This window comes from Streptomyces sp. NL15-2K, from assembly GCF_030551255.1.
Taxonomy (GTDB): domain Bacteria; phylum Actinomycetota; class Actinomycetes; order Streptomycetales; family Streptomycetaceae; genus Streptomyces.
On the sequence record NZ_CP130630.1, the window covers coordinates 1,004,836 to 1,020,044 of the forward strand.

A 15,209-nucleotide genomic window follows, 5' to 3' on the forward strand; every position below is an offset into this window, starting at 1 on the left:
TATTTGGATGCCGGTCATCCGCCCGACTTATCGTGTCGACGCCTTCGCACGCTGGAGTGCCCGCCGTGAACCTGGCAAGCCTTGATCTCAATCTGGTCGTCGCCCTGCGCGCCCTGCTGGAGGAGCGCAACGTCACCAGGGCCGGCCGGCGCGTCGGTCTGAGCCAGCCCGCGATGAGCGGCGCGCTCGCCCGGCTGCGCCGGCACTTCGACGACGACCTGCTCGACCGCGTCGGCGGCCACTACGAACTGACCGCCCTCGGGAAAGTCCTGCTCGACCGGACCTCCACCGTCTGCGACCAGCTGGAACGCCTCTTCACCAGCCAGGCCGACTTCGATCCGGCGACGGAGTCCCGCGAATTCACCCTCGGCGTCAGCGACTACTCGGTGGCCGTCTTCGGGGCCGAGTTCACCCGGATCCTCGACCGTGAGGCGCCCGGCATCCGCGTGCGCTTCGTCCAGATCCCGGCCGGCATCACCGAGATGGCCGGTGCCGTGCTGAGCACGCTGGACGGCGTGGTCATGCCGCACGGCATCATCAGCGACTTCCCCGCCACGGAGCTGTACGAGGACGGCTGGGTCTTCCTCGTCGCCGAGGACAACCCCGAGGTGGGCGACCGTCTCTCCCGTGACGACCTGGCTCGGCTGCCGTGGGTGACGTACCTGCGCGCCTACGACTCCCCGGCCGTCCACCAGCTCGGCATGCTCGGCATCGAACCGCGGGTGAGCGTCTCCGTCGACAGCTTCACGGTGCTGCCCTTCCTGGTCGCCGGCACCCACCGGATCGCCCTCGTCCCGGCACTCCTCGCCGAACGCCTGCGGGGCACCGCACCGGTACGGATGATGACGCCGCCCTACGAGACGGTCCCCCTGCGGGAGGCGCTGTGGTGGCACCCCGTCCACACCCACGACGCCGGGCACATCTGGCTGCGGGACACGGCGGCCCGCGTGGCGTCGGCCGTGCAGGCACGCCCCATCCGCGGCACGGATGGCGAGGATCCGGCAGTGCGATCACGTGAGGGGTAGGCGCGCGGAGCGGCCTGGCTCATAGTCGGGGCAGTCCCCGACGCCCGCCGTCCCGGGCGCGCTCCCTCGGGTGCGCCGGCGCCCCGCTGCGTGGCCAAACCGCAGCGGTTCGGCGCCGCACCCCTGCCACCACACATGGAGTTCGGCATGTCCAGACCCGCATCCCCGCCCGCGCCCGCCGAAGGTCTCCGCCCGAGTACCGAGAGCGCGGGGCGGCTGCGCGCCGTGCTCCTGATGGCGGGCAGTTGTCTGCCGGTGCTGGGCGCCGTCCTGATCGCGCCGGTCCTGCCGAAGATGCAGGAACACTTCGCGGCCGTGCCCGGCGCGAAGACCCTCGTCCCGGTCGTCCTGACCATCCCCGCGCTCGCGCTCGCGCTGCTGGCCCCCTTCGCGGGCGTCGTCGTGGACCGCCTCGGCCGGGTACGGCTGCTGGTCTGGGGGACGGTGCTGTACGCGCTGCTCGGTACCGCCCCGCTGTGGCTGGACTCGCTGGGCGCCATCGTGATCAGCCGGGTGGTGGTCGGCATCGCCGAGGCGGCCATCATGACCTGCTGCACCACGTTGATCGGCGACTACTACAGCGGTCGGACGCGCGAACGCTATCTGGCCCTGCAGACCATGTGTGCCTCCGTCTCCGCCACCGCGTTCTTCGTGGTCGGCGGCGCCGTCGGCTCGGCCGGCTGGCGCGCGCCCTTCTGGATCTACGCCGTGGGCCTGCTGCTGGCCCCCGCCATGGCGCTCACCCTGTCCAAGCCCCGGCCGACGGGCGGCGCGGCACCCGAAGAACCCGCGGGCGAGAAGACGTCGTTCCCCGTGCGCCGGCTGGCGGGCATCTGCGCACTCACCGTGTTCGGCGCGATGGTCTTCTACACCGTGCCCGTCGAGATGTCCTACCTGCTCGACGACCTGGGCGTGAAGTCCACCGGCGTCATCGGCCTGGCCACCGCGATCGCCAGCGCCGCCACCGTGGTCGGTTCCATCGCCTTCACCAGACTGTCCGGCAGCACGGCCGGCAGACTGCCCGTCGTTTTCGCCCTGTGCGCGGCCGGTTTCGTGGTGATCGCCCTGGCGAACAGCCCGGTGGTCGTGATCGTCGGCGCGGTGCTCAACTGCCTCGGCACCGGTGTGCTGTTGCCCTCGCTGCTGACCATCGCGATGTCCAGGCTGGACTTCGCCGAGCGGGGCCGCGGTACCGGACTGTGGACGGCCGCCTTCTTCGCGGGCGAGTTCATCTGCCCGCTCGTCCTGATCGGCCTGGAATCGGCCACCGGCAGCATGGCCCACGCCGTCGGCCTCCTCGGTCTCGCCTCGGCCCTGACGGCAGGCGGGCTGCTGCTCGTCCGTCGCCGGCCGGCGCCCCGGCTCAGGAGCGCGGTTTAAGGGCCTGTCCGGCGGATCATGCCGCACACGCGGGGGCGCAGTGACACTGACCTGACCACGTCCAGCCGACCTGCTGGTGGCGCTGCTCCGCGGTCAGCCGCCCGGGGAAGTCCACGATGAGGCCGAGTGCCCCGAGGTCGACGGGCTCGCCGGACCGGTGGCGGGCGCGCCCGGCGCCTTGAGCAGACGACCGGTCGAGGCACAGCCCACGAGGGCGTCAGCCGTTCCCGGCCTCGACCACCACCGCGGATGCCCCGAGGCCGGACTCGGCTTCACCTGACCGCCCGGGCGGGCCTGTCCCCCACTACCAGGAGGCCAGTGAGCCGTCCGTGTTGCGCCAGACCGGGTTGCGCCAGCGATGGCCGCGTTCGGCGGCGGCCCGGACCGCGTCCTCGTCGATGGTGATGCCGAGACCGGGCGCGGTCGGGCGGTCGATGTAGCCGTCGCGGAACGTGAAGGGCGTGGTGTCGGCGAGGTAGTCCAGCAGTCCGCTGCTGTCGCCGTAGCCGATGCCGAGCGCCTGTTCCTGGATGAGGAAGTTGGGGATCGCGAAGTCGAGTTGCAGACTGGCCGCGAGGGCGATCGGGCCGAGCGGGCAGTGCGGGGCCACCAGGACGTCGTACGTCTCGGCCATCGCGGCGATCCGGCGGGACTCGGAGATTCCGCCGGCGTGGCTGATGTCGGGCTGGGCCACGGCGATGCCGTCGGAGAGCACCGAGCGGAAGTCCCAGCGGGAGTAGAGCCGTTCGCCGGTGGCGATGGGGATGGAGGTGGAGCGCACCACGGCGCCGAGGTCCTGGGAGAACTCCGGCAGCACGGGCTCTTCGACGAAGAGCGGCAGGAGCGGCTCCAGGAAGGGCAGGACGCGGCGGGACATCGCCCCGCTGAACCGGCCGTGGAAGTCCAGCGCCAGGTCGCGGTCCGGCCCGATGGCCTCGCGGACCGCGGTCACCCCGTCCACGATGGCGTTGATCGCGGCGGGCGTGGCGAGCGGCTCCAGCTGGCCGCAGGGGTTCAGCTTGACCGCCGTCATGCCCTTGGCGACCTGCGCGGCCGCCGACTCGGCCAGTTCCTCGGGGGTTTCGCCGCCGACCCAGCCGTAGACGCGCACCCGGTCGCGCACGTGGCCACCGAGGAGCTGGTGGACCGGGACGCCGTGGGTCTTGCCCGCGATGTCCCACAGCGCCTGGTCGATGCCGGCCAGAGCGCTGTTCAGGACGACGCCGCCGCGGTAGAAGCCGCTCTTGGCGAGCACCTGCCAGTGCTCCTCGATCCGCGCCGGGTCCTGGCCGACCAGGTAGTCGAACATCTCCTCGACACAGCGGGCGACGGTCTGGGCCTTGCCCTCGACTATGGGCTCGCCCCAGCCGGAGATGCCCTCGTCGGTGTCGACGCGCAGGAAGAGCCAGCGCGGTTCGACGAGGAAGAGCTCGTATCCAGTGATCTTCATGGGGTGGACCTCCGGGTCCTGTGCTGTGTACGGCCGGGCGGGGCTGAGCGAGGCAGCGGGCGGGTGAGTCGGTGTGGTGGGGGGCGGGTGCGAGTGACGGCCCGCTCCGGGAGGGAGGGGCGAGTTGTGAGGAAGGGGCTGCTGTGTGGGACGCGCGGGCGCGGCTCCACCGGGATGCGGAGGCATGGACGTGCCTGGAGCGGGCAGGAGTCCCGCCCAGAACTGGCGAGGGTGGCCTACTCCTGGGAGCTGATGCTGCGGCCACCGTCCACGAGCAGGTTCTGGCCGGTGATGAAGGAGGCGTCCTCGGAGGCGAAGAAGGCCACCGCGGCGGCGATGTCCTCGGCGACTCCGAGCCGGCCGACGGGGGTGCGTGCGATGGTCTGCGCCTTGTATTCCGAGGGGACCTCGGCCCACAGGGCCGTGACCACGGCTCCGGGCAGAACGGAGTTGAACCTGATCTGCCCGCCGTACTCGACGGCCAGCTGGCGTACGAGGGCGTCGATCCCGCCCTTGGCGGCCGCGTATGCGGGGAAGCCTTTGAAGCCGATGACCGCGTGCACGGACGAGGTGATCACCACCGCGCCCTTGGCCGTCCTGAGCAGGGGCACCGTGGCCCGGACACCGTAGAAGACGGAGTCCAGGCAGAGCCGCAGCTGGTCGTGCCAGGCGGCGTCGTCCAGTTCGTGTGCCGCCCCGGGCAGGTTCTCGCCGGCGTTGAGATGGAGTACGTCGAGGCGCCCGGTCCACGACTCGACTTCGGCTACGGCCGCGTCCCACTCACTCGGTGAGGTGACGTCGAGGTGCTGGTCCTGCGCCCGCCCTCCTGCGGCGCGGATCTCCTCGGCGACGCGATGGGCGCCCTTGGCGTCCACGTCGGTGACGAGGACCGACGCTCCCTCCGCCGCCAGCCGGCGGGCGGTGGCCGCCCCGATGCCGGAGGCGGCCGCGGTGAGCAGGGCCGTACGGCCGGTGAAGCGCGCCGGTGCGGCGGCGACGGTCATGGCGTTCCTCCTGGTCCTACCGGTCTGGCCGTTGAGTCGCGCAGCACCAGCCGCGGCTCGGTCGGTACGACGACATCTCCTGGTGGTGTGCCCTGGACGGCGGCCACGAGGGCGTCCACGGCGGCCGTCCCCAGCTGGTACAGGGGCATGGCGACGGTCGTCAGCGGGGGGTGAAGGTGGGCGGCGACGGGCAGGTCGTCATTGCCGATCACCGAGACGTCCTCGGGGACGCGCAGCCCGAGGCTACGGATCGCGGCCATCGTACCCATCGCCTGCGCGAGCGAGCTGGTGTAGAGCGCGGTGACCGGCGGACGGCCGTCGCCGTCCACGGGCCGCAGCAGTTCCAGCGCCGCCTGCCGGCCGCCGTCCTCGGTGAAGTCCCCGGACGCGACCGGGGCGGCCGCCAGCCCCAGTTCCCCGGCGTGCCGCAGGAAGGCCTCCTTGCGGGTGTCGCTGGGGGTGATGCCGGGCGGGCCCGCGATGTGGCCGACCGCGCGGTGGCCGAGGCCGTGCAGGTGGTCGAGCGCGGTGACGCTGGAGCGGGCCACGTCCATGGTGACGTTCCGGCCGGAGCCCTCGACCGACCGGTTGAGGAAGACATGCGGGACCGGGTTGCCGCGGAGCGCTTCCAGCAGAGGGTGACCGGGGCGGGCGGAGGCGATGAGCAGCCCGTCGACCCTGCCTTCCTGCACCAGGTCGTTGAAGGACTCGTCGGCCTCCTGCCCGTCGAAGTCCTCGGCCAGCAGGGAGAGATAGCCCAGTTCACGGGCGCGCTGGTAGGCGCCGCGGGCGATGGTGACGTACGTGGGGTTGTCCAGGGCGGGGACCAGCAGCGCCAGGGCGTGGGTGCTCGCTCCCGCCAGCGCCCGGGCCCCGGAGTGGGGGCGGTAGCCCAGCGCTTCGGCGGCCTCGTGGACGCGTCGGCGCGTCTCCGGCCGCACGTTCAGGTCCTGCCGGCCGTTGAGCACCTTGGACACGGTGGCCTTGGAGACTCCGGCCCTGTCCGCCACGTCCACCAGCCTCGCCCGGACTGGCTGTTCCGGCACGTGGGCCCCTCTCCCTTGTGCGCCAAGGCCCGCTCGGCGTGTGCGGCGGTGGCGCTTTCTGAACTCTTGTCGACCTCTTGACACCTTCTGGCGCTGGAACCTAACGTTCGCCGAAGTTCGAGTCAACCGGTTTCCCCAGACGGAAATGGACGATACGTCTGGGCAGAGCCGTAGAAACCGGTTCATGTGAACGCAGCAGTATCAACGTCGGATACCGGCCATGGACGGGTGCGCTACGAGGCGCCCCCGTGCTGCGCCGCGGACGCGACCACCGTCGCAGTCGCGGTCGGACGATGCGGTGCCGACACATGTGCACGACAGCCGTGTGCGCGCCGGGTTCCGGGACCCCTCGCGCCAGGGCTGAGAGCCCGGCGCTCACCATCCGATCCCCGTCCCCGCCCATGCCCCTTTGCCGCGCCTCCCCCGCGGCGACTCCGCATTCGCCATACGTCCCGCACGAAAGGGTGTCCAGTTATGTCCGTCCCGACCACAGGGTCCCTCGACAGACGTCGTTTCCTCACCTACTCCGCCGGCGCCGCGCTCGCCGCGACCGCGCTGCCCGGCTGTGCCGCTTCCGTCGACGACGGCTCGGGCGGCGGTTCGAAGAGCGGCAGCACGACGCTCACGGTCATGTGCGAGAAGGACGACTTCGACATCAAGGCCGCCCAGGAGGCACTGGGCGTGAAGATCAGGGTCCTCAAGAGCGACCCCACCAAGCTCAACGCCATGCTGGCGAGCAAGACCCCGCCGGACGTGGTGCGCGGGCTCGGTGCCGTGGAGACCCCGTATTTCGCGGCGCGCAAGCTGATGGCCGACCTGGACCCGTACTTCGCCAAGAGCGCGGTGCTCAAGCCCGCCGACCTCGACCCGGTCAACGACCTGTGGCGTTTCGACGGCAGCAAGCAGGGCGCGGGCCCCCGCTACGGCATGGCCAAGGACTACTCGCAGGACCAGATGTTCTGGTACCGCACCGACCTGTTCGAGGCCGCGAAGCTGGACCTGCCCAGCGAGACCGAGCCGCTCTCGTACGAGGAGTGGCTGGACCTCGGCAAGCGCCTGACCAAGCGTCGGCTGGGCAAGGTGAAGGTGTACGGCCTGAACGTCACGGGACTCGGCTCCTTCGCCCCGCTGATGGGCATGACCGCGTCGGCCGGCGGCAGCCTGTTCGCCGAGGACATGGCTTCGGTGGACTTCTCCTCCCCCGAGGCGCTCAGGGCGCTGAAGTGGATGCTGGAGTACACGAAGGCCGACATCGGCCCGAGCGTCGTCAACCCGAACCCGGACGGCTGGGACTGGCCGACCTTCCAGGCGGGACGGATGGCGATGGCCTCCGACGGCTACTGGTTCGGCGGGGCCATCGCCGGCGATCCCAAGGTCGCCGAGGTCTCGCGCCTCGCACCCGCGCCCCAGATGGGCAGCAACCGCGTCAGCCCCTGCTTCGGCGCCACCGGCTTCTGGGTTCCCAGGGACTCCAAGAACAAGGACGCGGCCTGGAAGTTCTTCGAGTGGTTCTTCGGCAAGGAGCCCGCCCAGACCCGGGCCGCCGGCGGCTGGGGCATCCCCACCCTGAAGTCGCTGCGCTCGAAGATGCCGCAGGAAAAGCCGTACCAGAAGCAGGCCTTCAAGGTGCAGGAGCAGGAGCTCGCCAACTTCTCGGTCCTGTCGTTCACCCCGTACGCCCAGAGGGAAGCCCTGGACGGAGTGATCAGCAAGGTCCTGCCGGGGGCGGTCAAGTCCGGTACCTCCGCGGGCAAGGTCGCGGACGAGCTGAACAAGCAGATGAACGACCTGATCGCCAAGGGCAAGGACGTCCTCGGGTGAGCACCGAACAACTCACCTCCGCGGCCGGGCCTGCTGTGCAGAGCCCGGCTGGGGCGGCGGCCACTCGGCCGCCGCGCCGGCGGCCCTCGCTGAGGACGCGCAGGGCCGGGGCCTTCTATGTCTTCGCCGGTCCCTGGATGCTGGGGTTCCTGGCCCTGACGGCCTTTCCGCTCGGGTACGCCCTGTGGCTGAGCTTCACCAACTCCGACGGGCTGTCGGACAACGCCCGTTTCGTGGGCCTGGACAACTACAAGGAGGTCTTCACCGACGCGGAGACGCTGCACTCCCTGGCCCGCACCGGCTTGTTCACGGCGCTGACCGTACCGCTGACGATCGTGGCGGGACTGTTCCTCGCCGTGCTGGTGAACCAGCCGATCCGGGCCCGCGGCCTGTTCCGCACGTTGCTGTACCTGCCCGCCGTGGTGCCGCCGGTCGGTGCCGCCCTCACCTTCAGGATGATCTTCGACCGTGACTCGGGGGCGGCCAACGGCCTTCTGGACCTCTTCCAAGTCAACGGACTCACGTGGCTGACGGATCCCTACGCCCGCTGGGTGCTGCTCTTCCTGACCATGTGGGGCGTGGGCAACGTCATGATCATCTCGCTGGCGGGACTGCAGGACATCCCCAGGGAACTGCACGAGGCGGCCCGGGTCGACGGCGCCAGTCCCTGGCAGTCCTTCACCCGGATCACCCTGCCGCTGCTCTCCCCCGTCATCTTCTTCCAGGTCGTCACCGGGATCATCGCCGCGTTGCAGACCCTCGCACCGCTGCTCATCTCGCTCGACCCCACCCCGAGGGGCCTCGGATCCGTCCCGGAGAGCAACAACCTCTTCATGATCCACGTTCTCGACGAGTACTTCGTCGGCGGCCGTTACGGCTACGCCTCCGCCCTGCTGTGGGTGCTCTTCCTGATTATCGTCGCCGTCACCTTCCTCATCTTCAAACTCAGCAAGGGTACGGTCTTCTACTCCGTGGAGCCGGAGCGCGCGAAGACCAAGACCCGCACGATCGGAGGCGCGTGATGGTGCTCTCCCGGCGCAGCGTCGTCTACATGCTCCTGGTGAGCGTCCTCGTCCTCATGCTCAGCCCCCTCGCCTGGCTCGCGATCACCGCGTTCAAGGACTCCACGGAGCTGAGTGCCGTCCCCATCCACTGGTGGCCGCACAACCCGAGCCCCGGGAACTTCGGCAAGGCGCTGACCAGTTGGGACTACTTCGGCTTCGCCCGCAACTCCCTGACGATCGCCGTCATCTACTCGGTGCTGGCGACACTCGCCTCGGCCTGGGCCGGGTACGGTTTCGCCCGGCTCGAAGCACCGGGAAAACGAGTGATCTTCGGTGTGCTGCTGTCGACGATGATGCTGCCGCAGGTCATCACCCTTATCCCGACCTACCTGTTGTTCGCCAAGGTCAACCTCATCAACACGTACATGCCGTGGGTGCTGTGGGGTATGTGCGGGGCGCCGTATCTGATCTTCCTGTTCCGGCAGTTCTTCTCCAACATGCCCAAGGAACTGGAGGAGGCGGCGATCGTCGACGGCTGTGGGCAGATCCGCATCTTCTGGCGCATCTTCCTGCCCCAGTCGTGGCCGGTCATCGCCACCAGCGTGATCCTTTCCTTTTCCTGGACGTGGGGTGACTTCATCGCACCCGCGCTGCTGCTGGACACCAACCGCACGACCCTCGCCGTCCAGCTCACCTACGGTTACATGAACGCGCACGGTGGCCAGCTCAACAACCTCGTCGCGGCAGGCGCCCTGGTGTACGTCGTGCCCGTGCTGGTGCTCTTCCTGATCCTGCAGCGCGGCTTCGTCGCCGGGATCTCCACCTCCGGACTCAAGTAACGATGTTCACCAACGCGCCACGCTGCAAAGGAACTTCGTATGACCACCCCCCAGCGCTTGGGCACATCGTCCACGGCGGTGAGGTCATGACCGAGCGTCCCTCCCTCACCCCGCAACTGGGCAGGACCCGGGTCATGGCCATCCTCCGGTCGGCCGACGCGACGGGACTGCCGGCCGTGGCCCGGGCCCTCGCGGTCGGCGGCATCACCTGCCTGGAGGTCACCCTCACCACATCGGGTGCCCTCGACGCGCTGGCCGCCATCCGGGACGAGCTCGGGCCCGGGGTGGCGGTCGGCGCCGGCACGGTGATCACCACTGAGCAGGCCCGGGAAGCGCTCGCGGCCGGGGCTGAGTTCCTGGTGGCACCGGCCGTCGACACCGACGTGATCCGCGACGCCGCCGACCGGGGCATCCCGTTCTACCCGGGCGCCTGGACACCGACTGAGGTGTCCGCCGCCTGGCGAGCGGGCGCCACCGCCGTCAAGCTCTTCCCGGCGAGCACCGGCGGCCCCGCCCACCTGCGGCAGCTGCGGGCACCGCTGCCGGACATCCCGCTCATCGCCGTCGGCGGAGTCGACGTCGACCAGGTGCGCGACTACCTCGACGCGGGCGCCCTCGCCGTCGGCATCGGCTCCCCGCTGCTGCGCGGAGCGGACCGCAACCCGGCGACAGAGACTCTGGACGCCCTCACGGCGAGGACCCGCACGCTGCTCGCCACGATCAGGGCCACGTCCAGTCATCAGGAGGTGGGCCCGTGAACGAACCTTCCCAACAACGCTACTTGGTGACCGTCGGCGAGGTTCTCGCGGTCCTGGCCGCGTCGGACACCGGCCCGCTGGCCGTGGGCTCCGACCTGCGTCTCGGGCTCGCCGGAGCCGAGTCGAACGTCGCCGTGGGCGTCAGCCGGCTCGGCGGGTCCGCCACCTGGATCGGCCGCGTCAGCGACGACGCACTCGGCGACCTCATCCTGCGCGAGCTGCGCGCCGAAGGCGTCACCGCGGTCGCCGCCCGCGACCGGGCCCCCACCTCGCTGCTGCTGCGCGAACGCCGTACGGCCACGCACAGCCGTACGCGTTACTACCGCACCCACACGGCGGGTGCCCGGCTGACCGCCGACGACATCCCCAAGGATCTCGTCGCCGGCGCGGCGGTCCTGCACATCACCGGGATCACCCCGGCACTGGGCGAAGGTCCGGCCCGTGCCGTCACCCGGGCGGTGGACATCGCCATCGACGCCGGCGTACCGGTCTCACTGGACGTCAACTTCCGGTCGCTGCTGTGGAACGAGCAGGAGGCCGCGCGCACGCTGCTGCCGCTGCTGCGCAGGAGCGACCTGGTCTTCGCGGGACCGCACGAAGGCAGGCTCATGGCTCCCGACGCCGACGGACCGGAGGAGCTCGCCAAGAGCATCTGCGACCTCGGACCCGCCGGGGCCGTGATCAAGCTCGGCGCCGAGGGCGCGTACGCCCTCCTCGACGGACGGTCGTACCGGCAGCCCGCCACGCCCATAGCCGTGCTCGACTCGGTGGGAGCGGGTGACGCGTTCGCCGCCGGGTACCTCGCCGAACTGCTCGCGGGTGAACCCCCGGAGCGGCGACTGCGGACGGCGGCCCTGCTCGGCGCCTTCGCGGTGAGCACCACCGGAGACTGGGAAGGCCTGCCCCGACGCTCCGAACTGGGGCTGCTGGACCACTACGACGACATCGTGCGCTGAGCCTTCCCGGCACCGCATCCGCTCACGTACCCATCTGCTCACAGAACTTCCAGGGAAGACACCCATGCCCACGCGTTCCTCCTCCGACGGGGTCGCTGTCCTCACCGGCTCCTACACACCCGAGTCCGGCGGGGACGGCGCCGGGATCGCCGCACTGAGCCTCACCCCGGCCACCGGCCACCTGGCGCGCGACACCACAGTGCCGCCGGTGCCCGTCAACGGGGCGTCCTTCCTGGCGGCGCATCCCTCGCTCGACGTCGTCTACAGCACGAACGAGACCGATCCGGGCACCGTCAGCGCACTGGTCCGGCGCGGCGACGGCCAACTGTCCCCGCTGGGCGAAGCATTGAGCAGCGGCGGCGCCAACCCGTGCCACCTCACCGTCCACCCGGACGGGGCCTGGCTGCTGACCGCGAACTACGGCAGTGACACGCCGCCCGGCAGCGTGGCCGTACACCGCCTCGATTCGGACGGACGCCCGGTGGAACTGACCGACATCGCCGTCCACGAAGGAACGGGCCCTGTCACCGGACGGCAGGAGGGCAGCCACGCCCACCAGGTGCTCGTCGACCCGGCGGGCCGTTACGTCCTGGCCACCGACCTGGGCGCGGACGCGGTCTTCACCTACCGGCTCGACACCCGGACCGGCACCCTGGAGCGGGTCGCGGTGAACCGGCTGCGCGCGGGGTCCGGTCCTCGCCACCTCGCCTTCGCTCCCGGGGGTGAGCTGGTGTTCAGCGCGGACGAACTGTCCTCGACCGTCACCTGCCACCGCTACGACGCCGGTACGGGCACTTTGACGGGCCTGACCTCAGTGCCCGCCACGGCGGTCCGGGACGTCACCAACCAGCCGGGCGGCATCGTCGCCTCGCCCTGCGGCCGTTTCGTGTGGGTGACCAACCGGGGCGCGGACACGGTGGCCGCGTTCCGGGTCACCGGCACAACGCTGGAGCCGATCGACGAGATGTCCGCCGGCGGTACCTGGCCGCGCGGCCTGACCTACGCGGACGAGCATCTGCTGGTCGCCAACCAGCACAGCGGGACGCTCGTCGCGCTGCGGGTCCTGGACGACGGGGCGCTGCGGCAGGCGGGCCCGGCGATGTCCGTTCCGTCGGTGGTCTGCGCGCTCGTCCTCTGACACAACCCCAGACCTCCGCTTCGGTCTGAACACCTCGTCCGCGAACGCCGGACAGCCTGAAACAGCCAACGAAAGGCAGTCATGTCCCGCCCCACCACCCCCGCACGCTTCACTCTCGACTCGGCGTTCGGCATCGGCGCCGTCAACCCCCGGCTGTACGGATCGTTCGTCGAGCACCTGGGCCGTTGCGTCTACACCGGCATCTACGAACCGGGCCACCCGCAGGCCGACGCCGACGGCCTGCGCCTGGACGTTCTTGAGCTGATCCGGGAACTGGGCGTCACCACCGTGCGCTACCCGGGCGGCAACTTCGTCTCCGGCTACCGCTGGGAGGACTCCGTGGGACCGCGCGAGGAGCGCCCGGTCCGGCTGGACCTGGCCTGGAAGTCCACGGAGACCAACGAGTTCGGCCTCGGGGAGTTCATGGACTTCTGCGCCAAGACCGGCACGGAACCCATGATGGCCGTCAATCTCGGCACCCGCGGGGTGGAGGACGCCCTGCGGCTGCTGGAGTACAGCAACCACCCGGGCGGCACCGAGCTGTCCGACCGCCGTGCCGCCCACGGCGCCAAGGAGCCGTACGGCATCAAGATGTGGTGCCTGGGCAACGAGATGGACGGGCCCTGGCAGACCGGACACAAGACGGCGGAGGAGTACGGGCGGCTCGCCGCCGAGACCGCCCGCGCCATGAGAATGATCGACCCCGGCCTTGAACTGGTCGCCTGCGGCAGTTCGGCGTCCTCCATGCCGACCTTCGGCTCCTGGGAGGCGACCGTCCTGGAAGCCGCGTACGACCTGGTCGACCACATCTCGCTGCACGCCTACTACGAGGAGACCGACGGCGACCGCGACTCCTTCCTGGCCTCCGCCGTCGACATGGAGCACTTCATCGAGTCGGTCGTCGCCACCTGCGACCACGTCCGGGCGCGGCTCAAGGAGAAGAAGCGGATCAACCTCTCCTTCGACGAATGGAACGTCTGGTACCAGAAGCGGCCCAACCCTCACCAGGTCGAGGACTGGCAGCAGGCACCGCGCCTGCTGGAGGACGTCTACACCGTCACCGACGCCGTGGTCTTCGGCTCGCTGCTCATCGCCCTGCTGCGCCACGCCGACCGGGTGACCGCCGCCTCCCTGGCCCAGCTCGTCAACGTCATCGCGCCGATCATGACCGAACCGGGCGGGCCCGCCTGGCGGCAGACCACCTTCTTCCCCTTCGCCCAGGCGTCGGCGTACGGGCGCGGCCGGGTGCTGCGCGTCGATGTGGACAGCCCCACGTACCCCACCGCCCGCTTCGGTGACGTACCGCTGTTGCACGCCACCGCCGTCATGGACGACGAGACCGGCGACATCACCGTCTTCGCGGTCAACCGCGGCCAGACGGACGCTCTGCCGTTGACGATCGACCTGCGCGGCGTGGGCACCGCCGCCCTGACGGAGCACCTGGTCCTGGCCGACAGCGACCCGGAGGCCACCAACACCGCGGACCGGCCCGACCGGGTCACCCCGCGCCCCGCCACCGGCACCGTCGTCACCGACGGCGTCCTCCACGCCGAACTCGAACCGCTTTCCTGGAACATGATCCGGCTGACAGGTCGGCAGGACTGACCACTCCGCCGTACCGACTGCCCATGGGCCGCTGCCACCGCCGTCGTCCACGTCGTGGACACCGGCTCATGGGCCCGCACGCGGCACCACCACACTCACGCCTGGGAAGAACCGATGACAACCGTTGCCCGACCCCTGTTCCGAGACCCCATGCACGACGGCGCGACCGACCCCACCGTCATCCGGAACCGGCAGGCCGGAGAGTGGTGGATGTTCTACACGAGCCGGCGCGCCGACGCGCCGCCGATGAACGACGTGAGCTGGATACACGGAACCGACATCGGGATCGCGTCCTCCGCGGACGGCGGAGCCTCCTGGCTGTACCGGGGAATCGCCGAAGGGCTGGACATCGAGCCCGGGCGGCACACCTACTGGGCGCCTGAGATCGTCGACGACGGCACGGAGTACCACATGTTCGTCAGCGTGATCCGCGGTGTTCCGACGCAGTGGGCGGGCCATGCACGCGTGATCCGTCACTACACGAGCCACGACCTCTTCTCCTGGACCTACCGTTCCACCTTGTCGCTCTCGTCCGAGAGAGTGATCGACGCCTGCGTCCTGCGGCTCCCCACAGGCGGCTACCGCATGTGGTACAAGGACGAGGCCGATCACGCGCACACCTACGCGGCGGACAGCGACGATCTGTCGCGGTGGACCGTCCGGGGGCCGGCCGTCGAGTGCTCGAAGCACGAAGGCCCGAACGTCTTCGAGCTCGGCGGCAGCTACTGGATGCTCATCGACGAATGGCATGGACAGCGGGTTCTCCACTCACGGGACCTGGAGACATGGGAACCGCGAGGGCTCATCCTCGATCGTCCCGGGCAGGGTCCGGACGACGGGGGGTACGGCTACCACGCCGATGTCGTCACCAGCGAGCTCGGCGCGTTCGTCTTCTATTTCTCGCACCCCAGGCGATCCGACGACGACCCCGGCCCCCACGACGACCACAACGGCCGCCGGAGCTCGATCCAGGTCGCCCGCCTGCGGGTGAGCGGAGACACCCTCGTGTGCGACCGCGACGAAGTCCTTGAGGCCCCCATCCTCCCTCTCGAAGGGCCGGACCAGTGACACTGGGGCCTTGCCGTTCCCGCCCTGACGGCCGTTCACATCTGCCTCAGGACTCCGGGTGGTCGTCCACGACCTCACTCCGAACACGACCCACCGGCTGAGCGGCGCGCTCGCG

General features: G+C 70.3%; 13 protein-coding genes. 10 read left to right on the forward strand and 3 right to left on the reverse strand.

Annotation, left to right across the window (positions count from 1 at the left end):
- Nucleotides 1-65: 65 nt before the first annotated feature.
- Together Q4V64_RS04145 and Q4V64_RS04150 are read left to right on the forward strand one after the other, a co-directional pair.
- Nucleotides 66-1,025, forward strand: a complete 960-nt coding sequence (locus Q4V64_RS04145) for a LysR family transcriptional regulator (RefSeq protein ID WP_124445050.1) — start codon at nt 66-68, stop codon at nt 1,023-1,025.
- Between the two features lie 147 nt (nt 1,026-1,172).
- Complete coding sequence (locus Q4V64_RS04150; RefSeq protein ID WP_124445051.1) at nt 1,173-2,405, forward strand: MFS transporter; 1,233 nt, start codon at nt 1,173-1,175, stop codon at nt 2,403-2,405.
- A 304-nt stretch (nt 2,406-2,709) separates the two neighbouring features.
- Here Q4V64_RS04150 and dgoD read toward each other — a convergent pair whose 3' ends face one another.
- From dgoD to Q4V64_RS04165, 3 genes are all read right to left on the reverse strand, one after another.
- On the reverse strand, nt 2,710-3,855 hold the full coding sequence (gene dgoD, locus Q4V64_RS04155) for a galactonate dehydratase (protein WP_124445052.1): 1,146 nt from the start codon (nt 3,853-3,855) through the stop codon (nt 2,710-2,712).
- A gap of 236 nt (nt 3,856-4,091) precedes the next feature.
- A complete protein-coding gene (locus tag Q4V64_RS04160; RefSeq protein WP_124445053.1) occupies nt 4,092-4,859 on the reverse strand; it encodes an SDR family NAD(P)-dependent oxidoreductase in 768 nt (255 codons plus the stop codon).
- Nucleotides 4,856-5,905 carry a LacI family DNA-binding transcriptional regulator gene (locus Q4V64_RS04165; RefSeq protein WP_124445054.1) on the reverse strand — a complete coding sequence of 350 codons (1,050 nt, stop codon included), beginning with the start codon at nt 5,903-5,905 and terminating at the stop codon, nt 4,856-4,858. Before Q4V64_RS04165 ends, Q4V64_RS04160 begins: the two co-directional genes overlap by 4 nt.
- Nucleotides 5,906-6,379: 474 nt before the next feature.
- Between Q4V64_RS04165 and Q4V64_RS04170 the strand changes: the two genes are divergently transcribed.
- The 8 genes from Q4V64_RS04170 to Q4V64_RS04205 all read left to right on the forward strand — a co-directional run bounded on the left by Q4V64_RS04170 (nt 6,380) and on the right by Q4V64_RS04205 (nt 15,094).
- The gene (locus Q4V64_RS04170) at nt 6,380-7,726 is read left to right on the forward strand and encodes an extracellular solute-binding protein (RefSeq protein ID WP_124445055.1); all 1,347 of its coding nucleotides are present in this window, start codon (nt 6,380-6,382) and stop codon (nt 7,724-7,726) included.
- Complete coding sequence (locus Q4V64_RS04175; protein WP_124445056.1) at nt 7,723-8,748, forward strand: sugar ABC transporter permease; 1,026 nt, start codon at nt 7,723-7,725, stop codon at nt 8,746-8,748. Before Q4V64_RS04170 ends, Q4V64_RS04175 begins: the two co-directional genes overlap by 4 nt.
- Nucleotides 8,748-9,569, forward strand: coding sequence for a carbohydrate ABC transporter permease (locus Q4V64_RS04180; RefSeq protein WP_124445057.1), 822 nt, complete (start codon nt 8,748-8,750; stop codon nt 9,567-9,569). Before Q4V64_RS04175 ends, Q4V64_RS04180 begins: the two co-directional genes overlap by 1 nt.
- An 86-nt stretch (nt 9,570-9,655) precedes the next feature.
- Nucleotides 9,656-10,327, forward strand: coding sequence for a bifunctional 4-hydroxy-2-oxoglutarate aldolase/2-dehydro-3-deoxy-phosphogluconate aldolase (locus tag Q4V64_RS04185; protein WP_124445058.1), 672 nt, complete (start codon nt 9,656-9,658; stop codon nt 10,325-10,327).
- On the forward strand, nt 10,324-11,283 hold the full coding sequence (locus Q4V64_RS04190) for a sugar kinase (RefSeq protein ID WP_124445059.1): 960 nt from the start codon (nt 10,324-10,326) through the stop codon (nt 11,281-11,283). The genes Q4V64_RS04185 and Q4V64_RS04190 overlap by 4 nt, the downstream gene beginning before the upstream one ends.
- Nucleotides 11,284-11,347: 64 nt before the next feature.
- Nucleotides 11,348-12,421, forward strand: coding sequence for a lactonase family protein (locus Q4V64_RS04195; RefSeq protein WP_124445060.1), 1,074 nt, complete (start codon nt 11,348-11,350; stop codon nt 12,419-12,421).
- 81 nt (nt 12,422-12,502) lie between these two features.
- Complete coding sequence (locus Q4V64_RS04200) at nt 12,503-14,026, forward strand: alpha-N-arabinofuranosidase (protein WP_124445061.1); 1,524 nt, start codon at nt 12,503-12,505, stop codon at nt 14,024-14,026.
- Between the two features lie 150 nt (nt 14,027-14,176).
- A complete protein-coding gene (locus tag Q4V64_RS04205) occupies nt 14,177-15,094 on the forward strand; it encodes a glycosyl hydrolase (RefSeq protein ID WP_253267458.1) in 918 nt (305 codons plus the stop codon).
- Nucleotides 15,095-15,209: the final 115 nt, after the last annotated feature.

Coding starts and splice junctions, on each gene's coding strand:
- Q4V64_RS04150 (WP_124445051.1), top strand. CDS start 1,173: ATGTCCAGACCCGCATCCCCGCCCGCGCCCGCCGAAGGTCTCCGCCCG.
- dgoD (WP_124445052.1), bottom strand. CDS start 3,855: ATGAAGATCACTGGATACGAGCTCTTCCTCGTCGAACCGCGCTGGCTC.
- Q4V64_RS04160 (WP_124445053.1), bottom strand. CDS start 4,859: ATGACCGTCGCCGCCGCACCGGCGCGCTTCACCGGCCGTACGGCCCTG.
- Q4V64_RS04170 (WP_124445055.1), top strand. CDS start 6,380: ATGTCCGTCCCGACCACAGGGTCCCTCGACAGACGTCGTTTCCTCACC.
- Q4V64_RS04180 (WP_124445057.1), top strand. CDS start 8,748: ATGGTGCTCTCCCGGCGCAGCGTCGTCTACATGCTCCTGGTGAGCGTC.
- Q4V64_RS04185 (WP_124445058.1), top strand. CDS start 9,656: ATGACCGAGCGTCCCTCCCTCACCCCGCAACTGGGCAGGACCCGGGTC.
- Q4V64_RS04195 (WP_124445060.1), top strand. CDS start 11,348: ATGCCCACGCGTTCCTCCTCCGACGGGGTCGCTGTCCTCACCGGCTCC.
- Q4V64_RS04200 (WP_124445061.1), top strand. CDS start 12,503: ATGTCCCGCCCCACCACCCCCGCACGCTTCACTCTCGACTCGGCGTTC.
- Q4V64_RS04205 (WP_253267458.1), top strand. CDS start 14,177: ATGCACGACGGCGCGACCGACCCCACCGTCATCCGGAACCGGCAGGCC.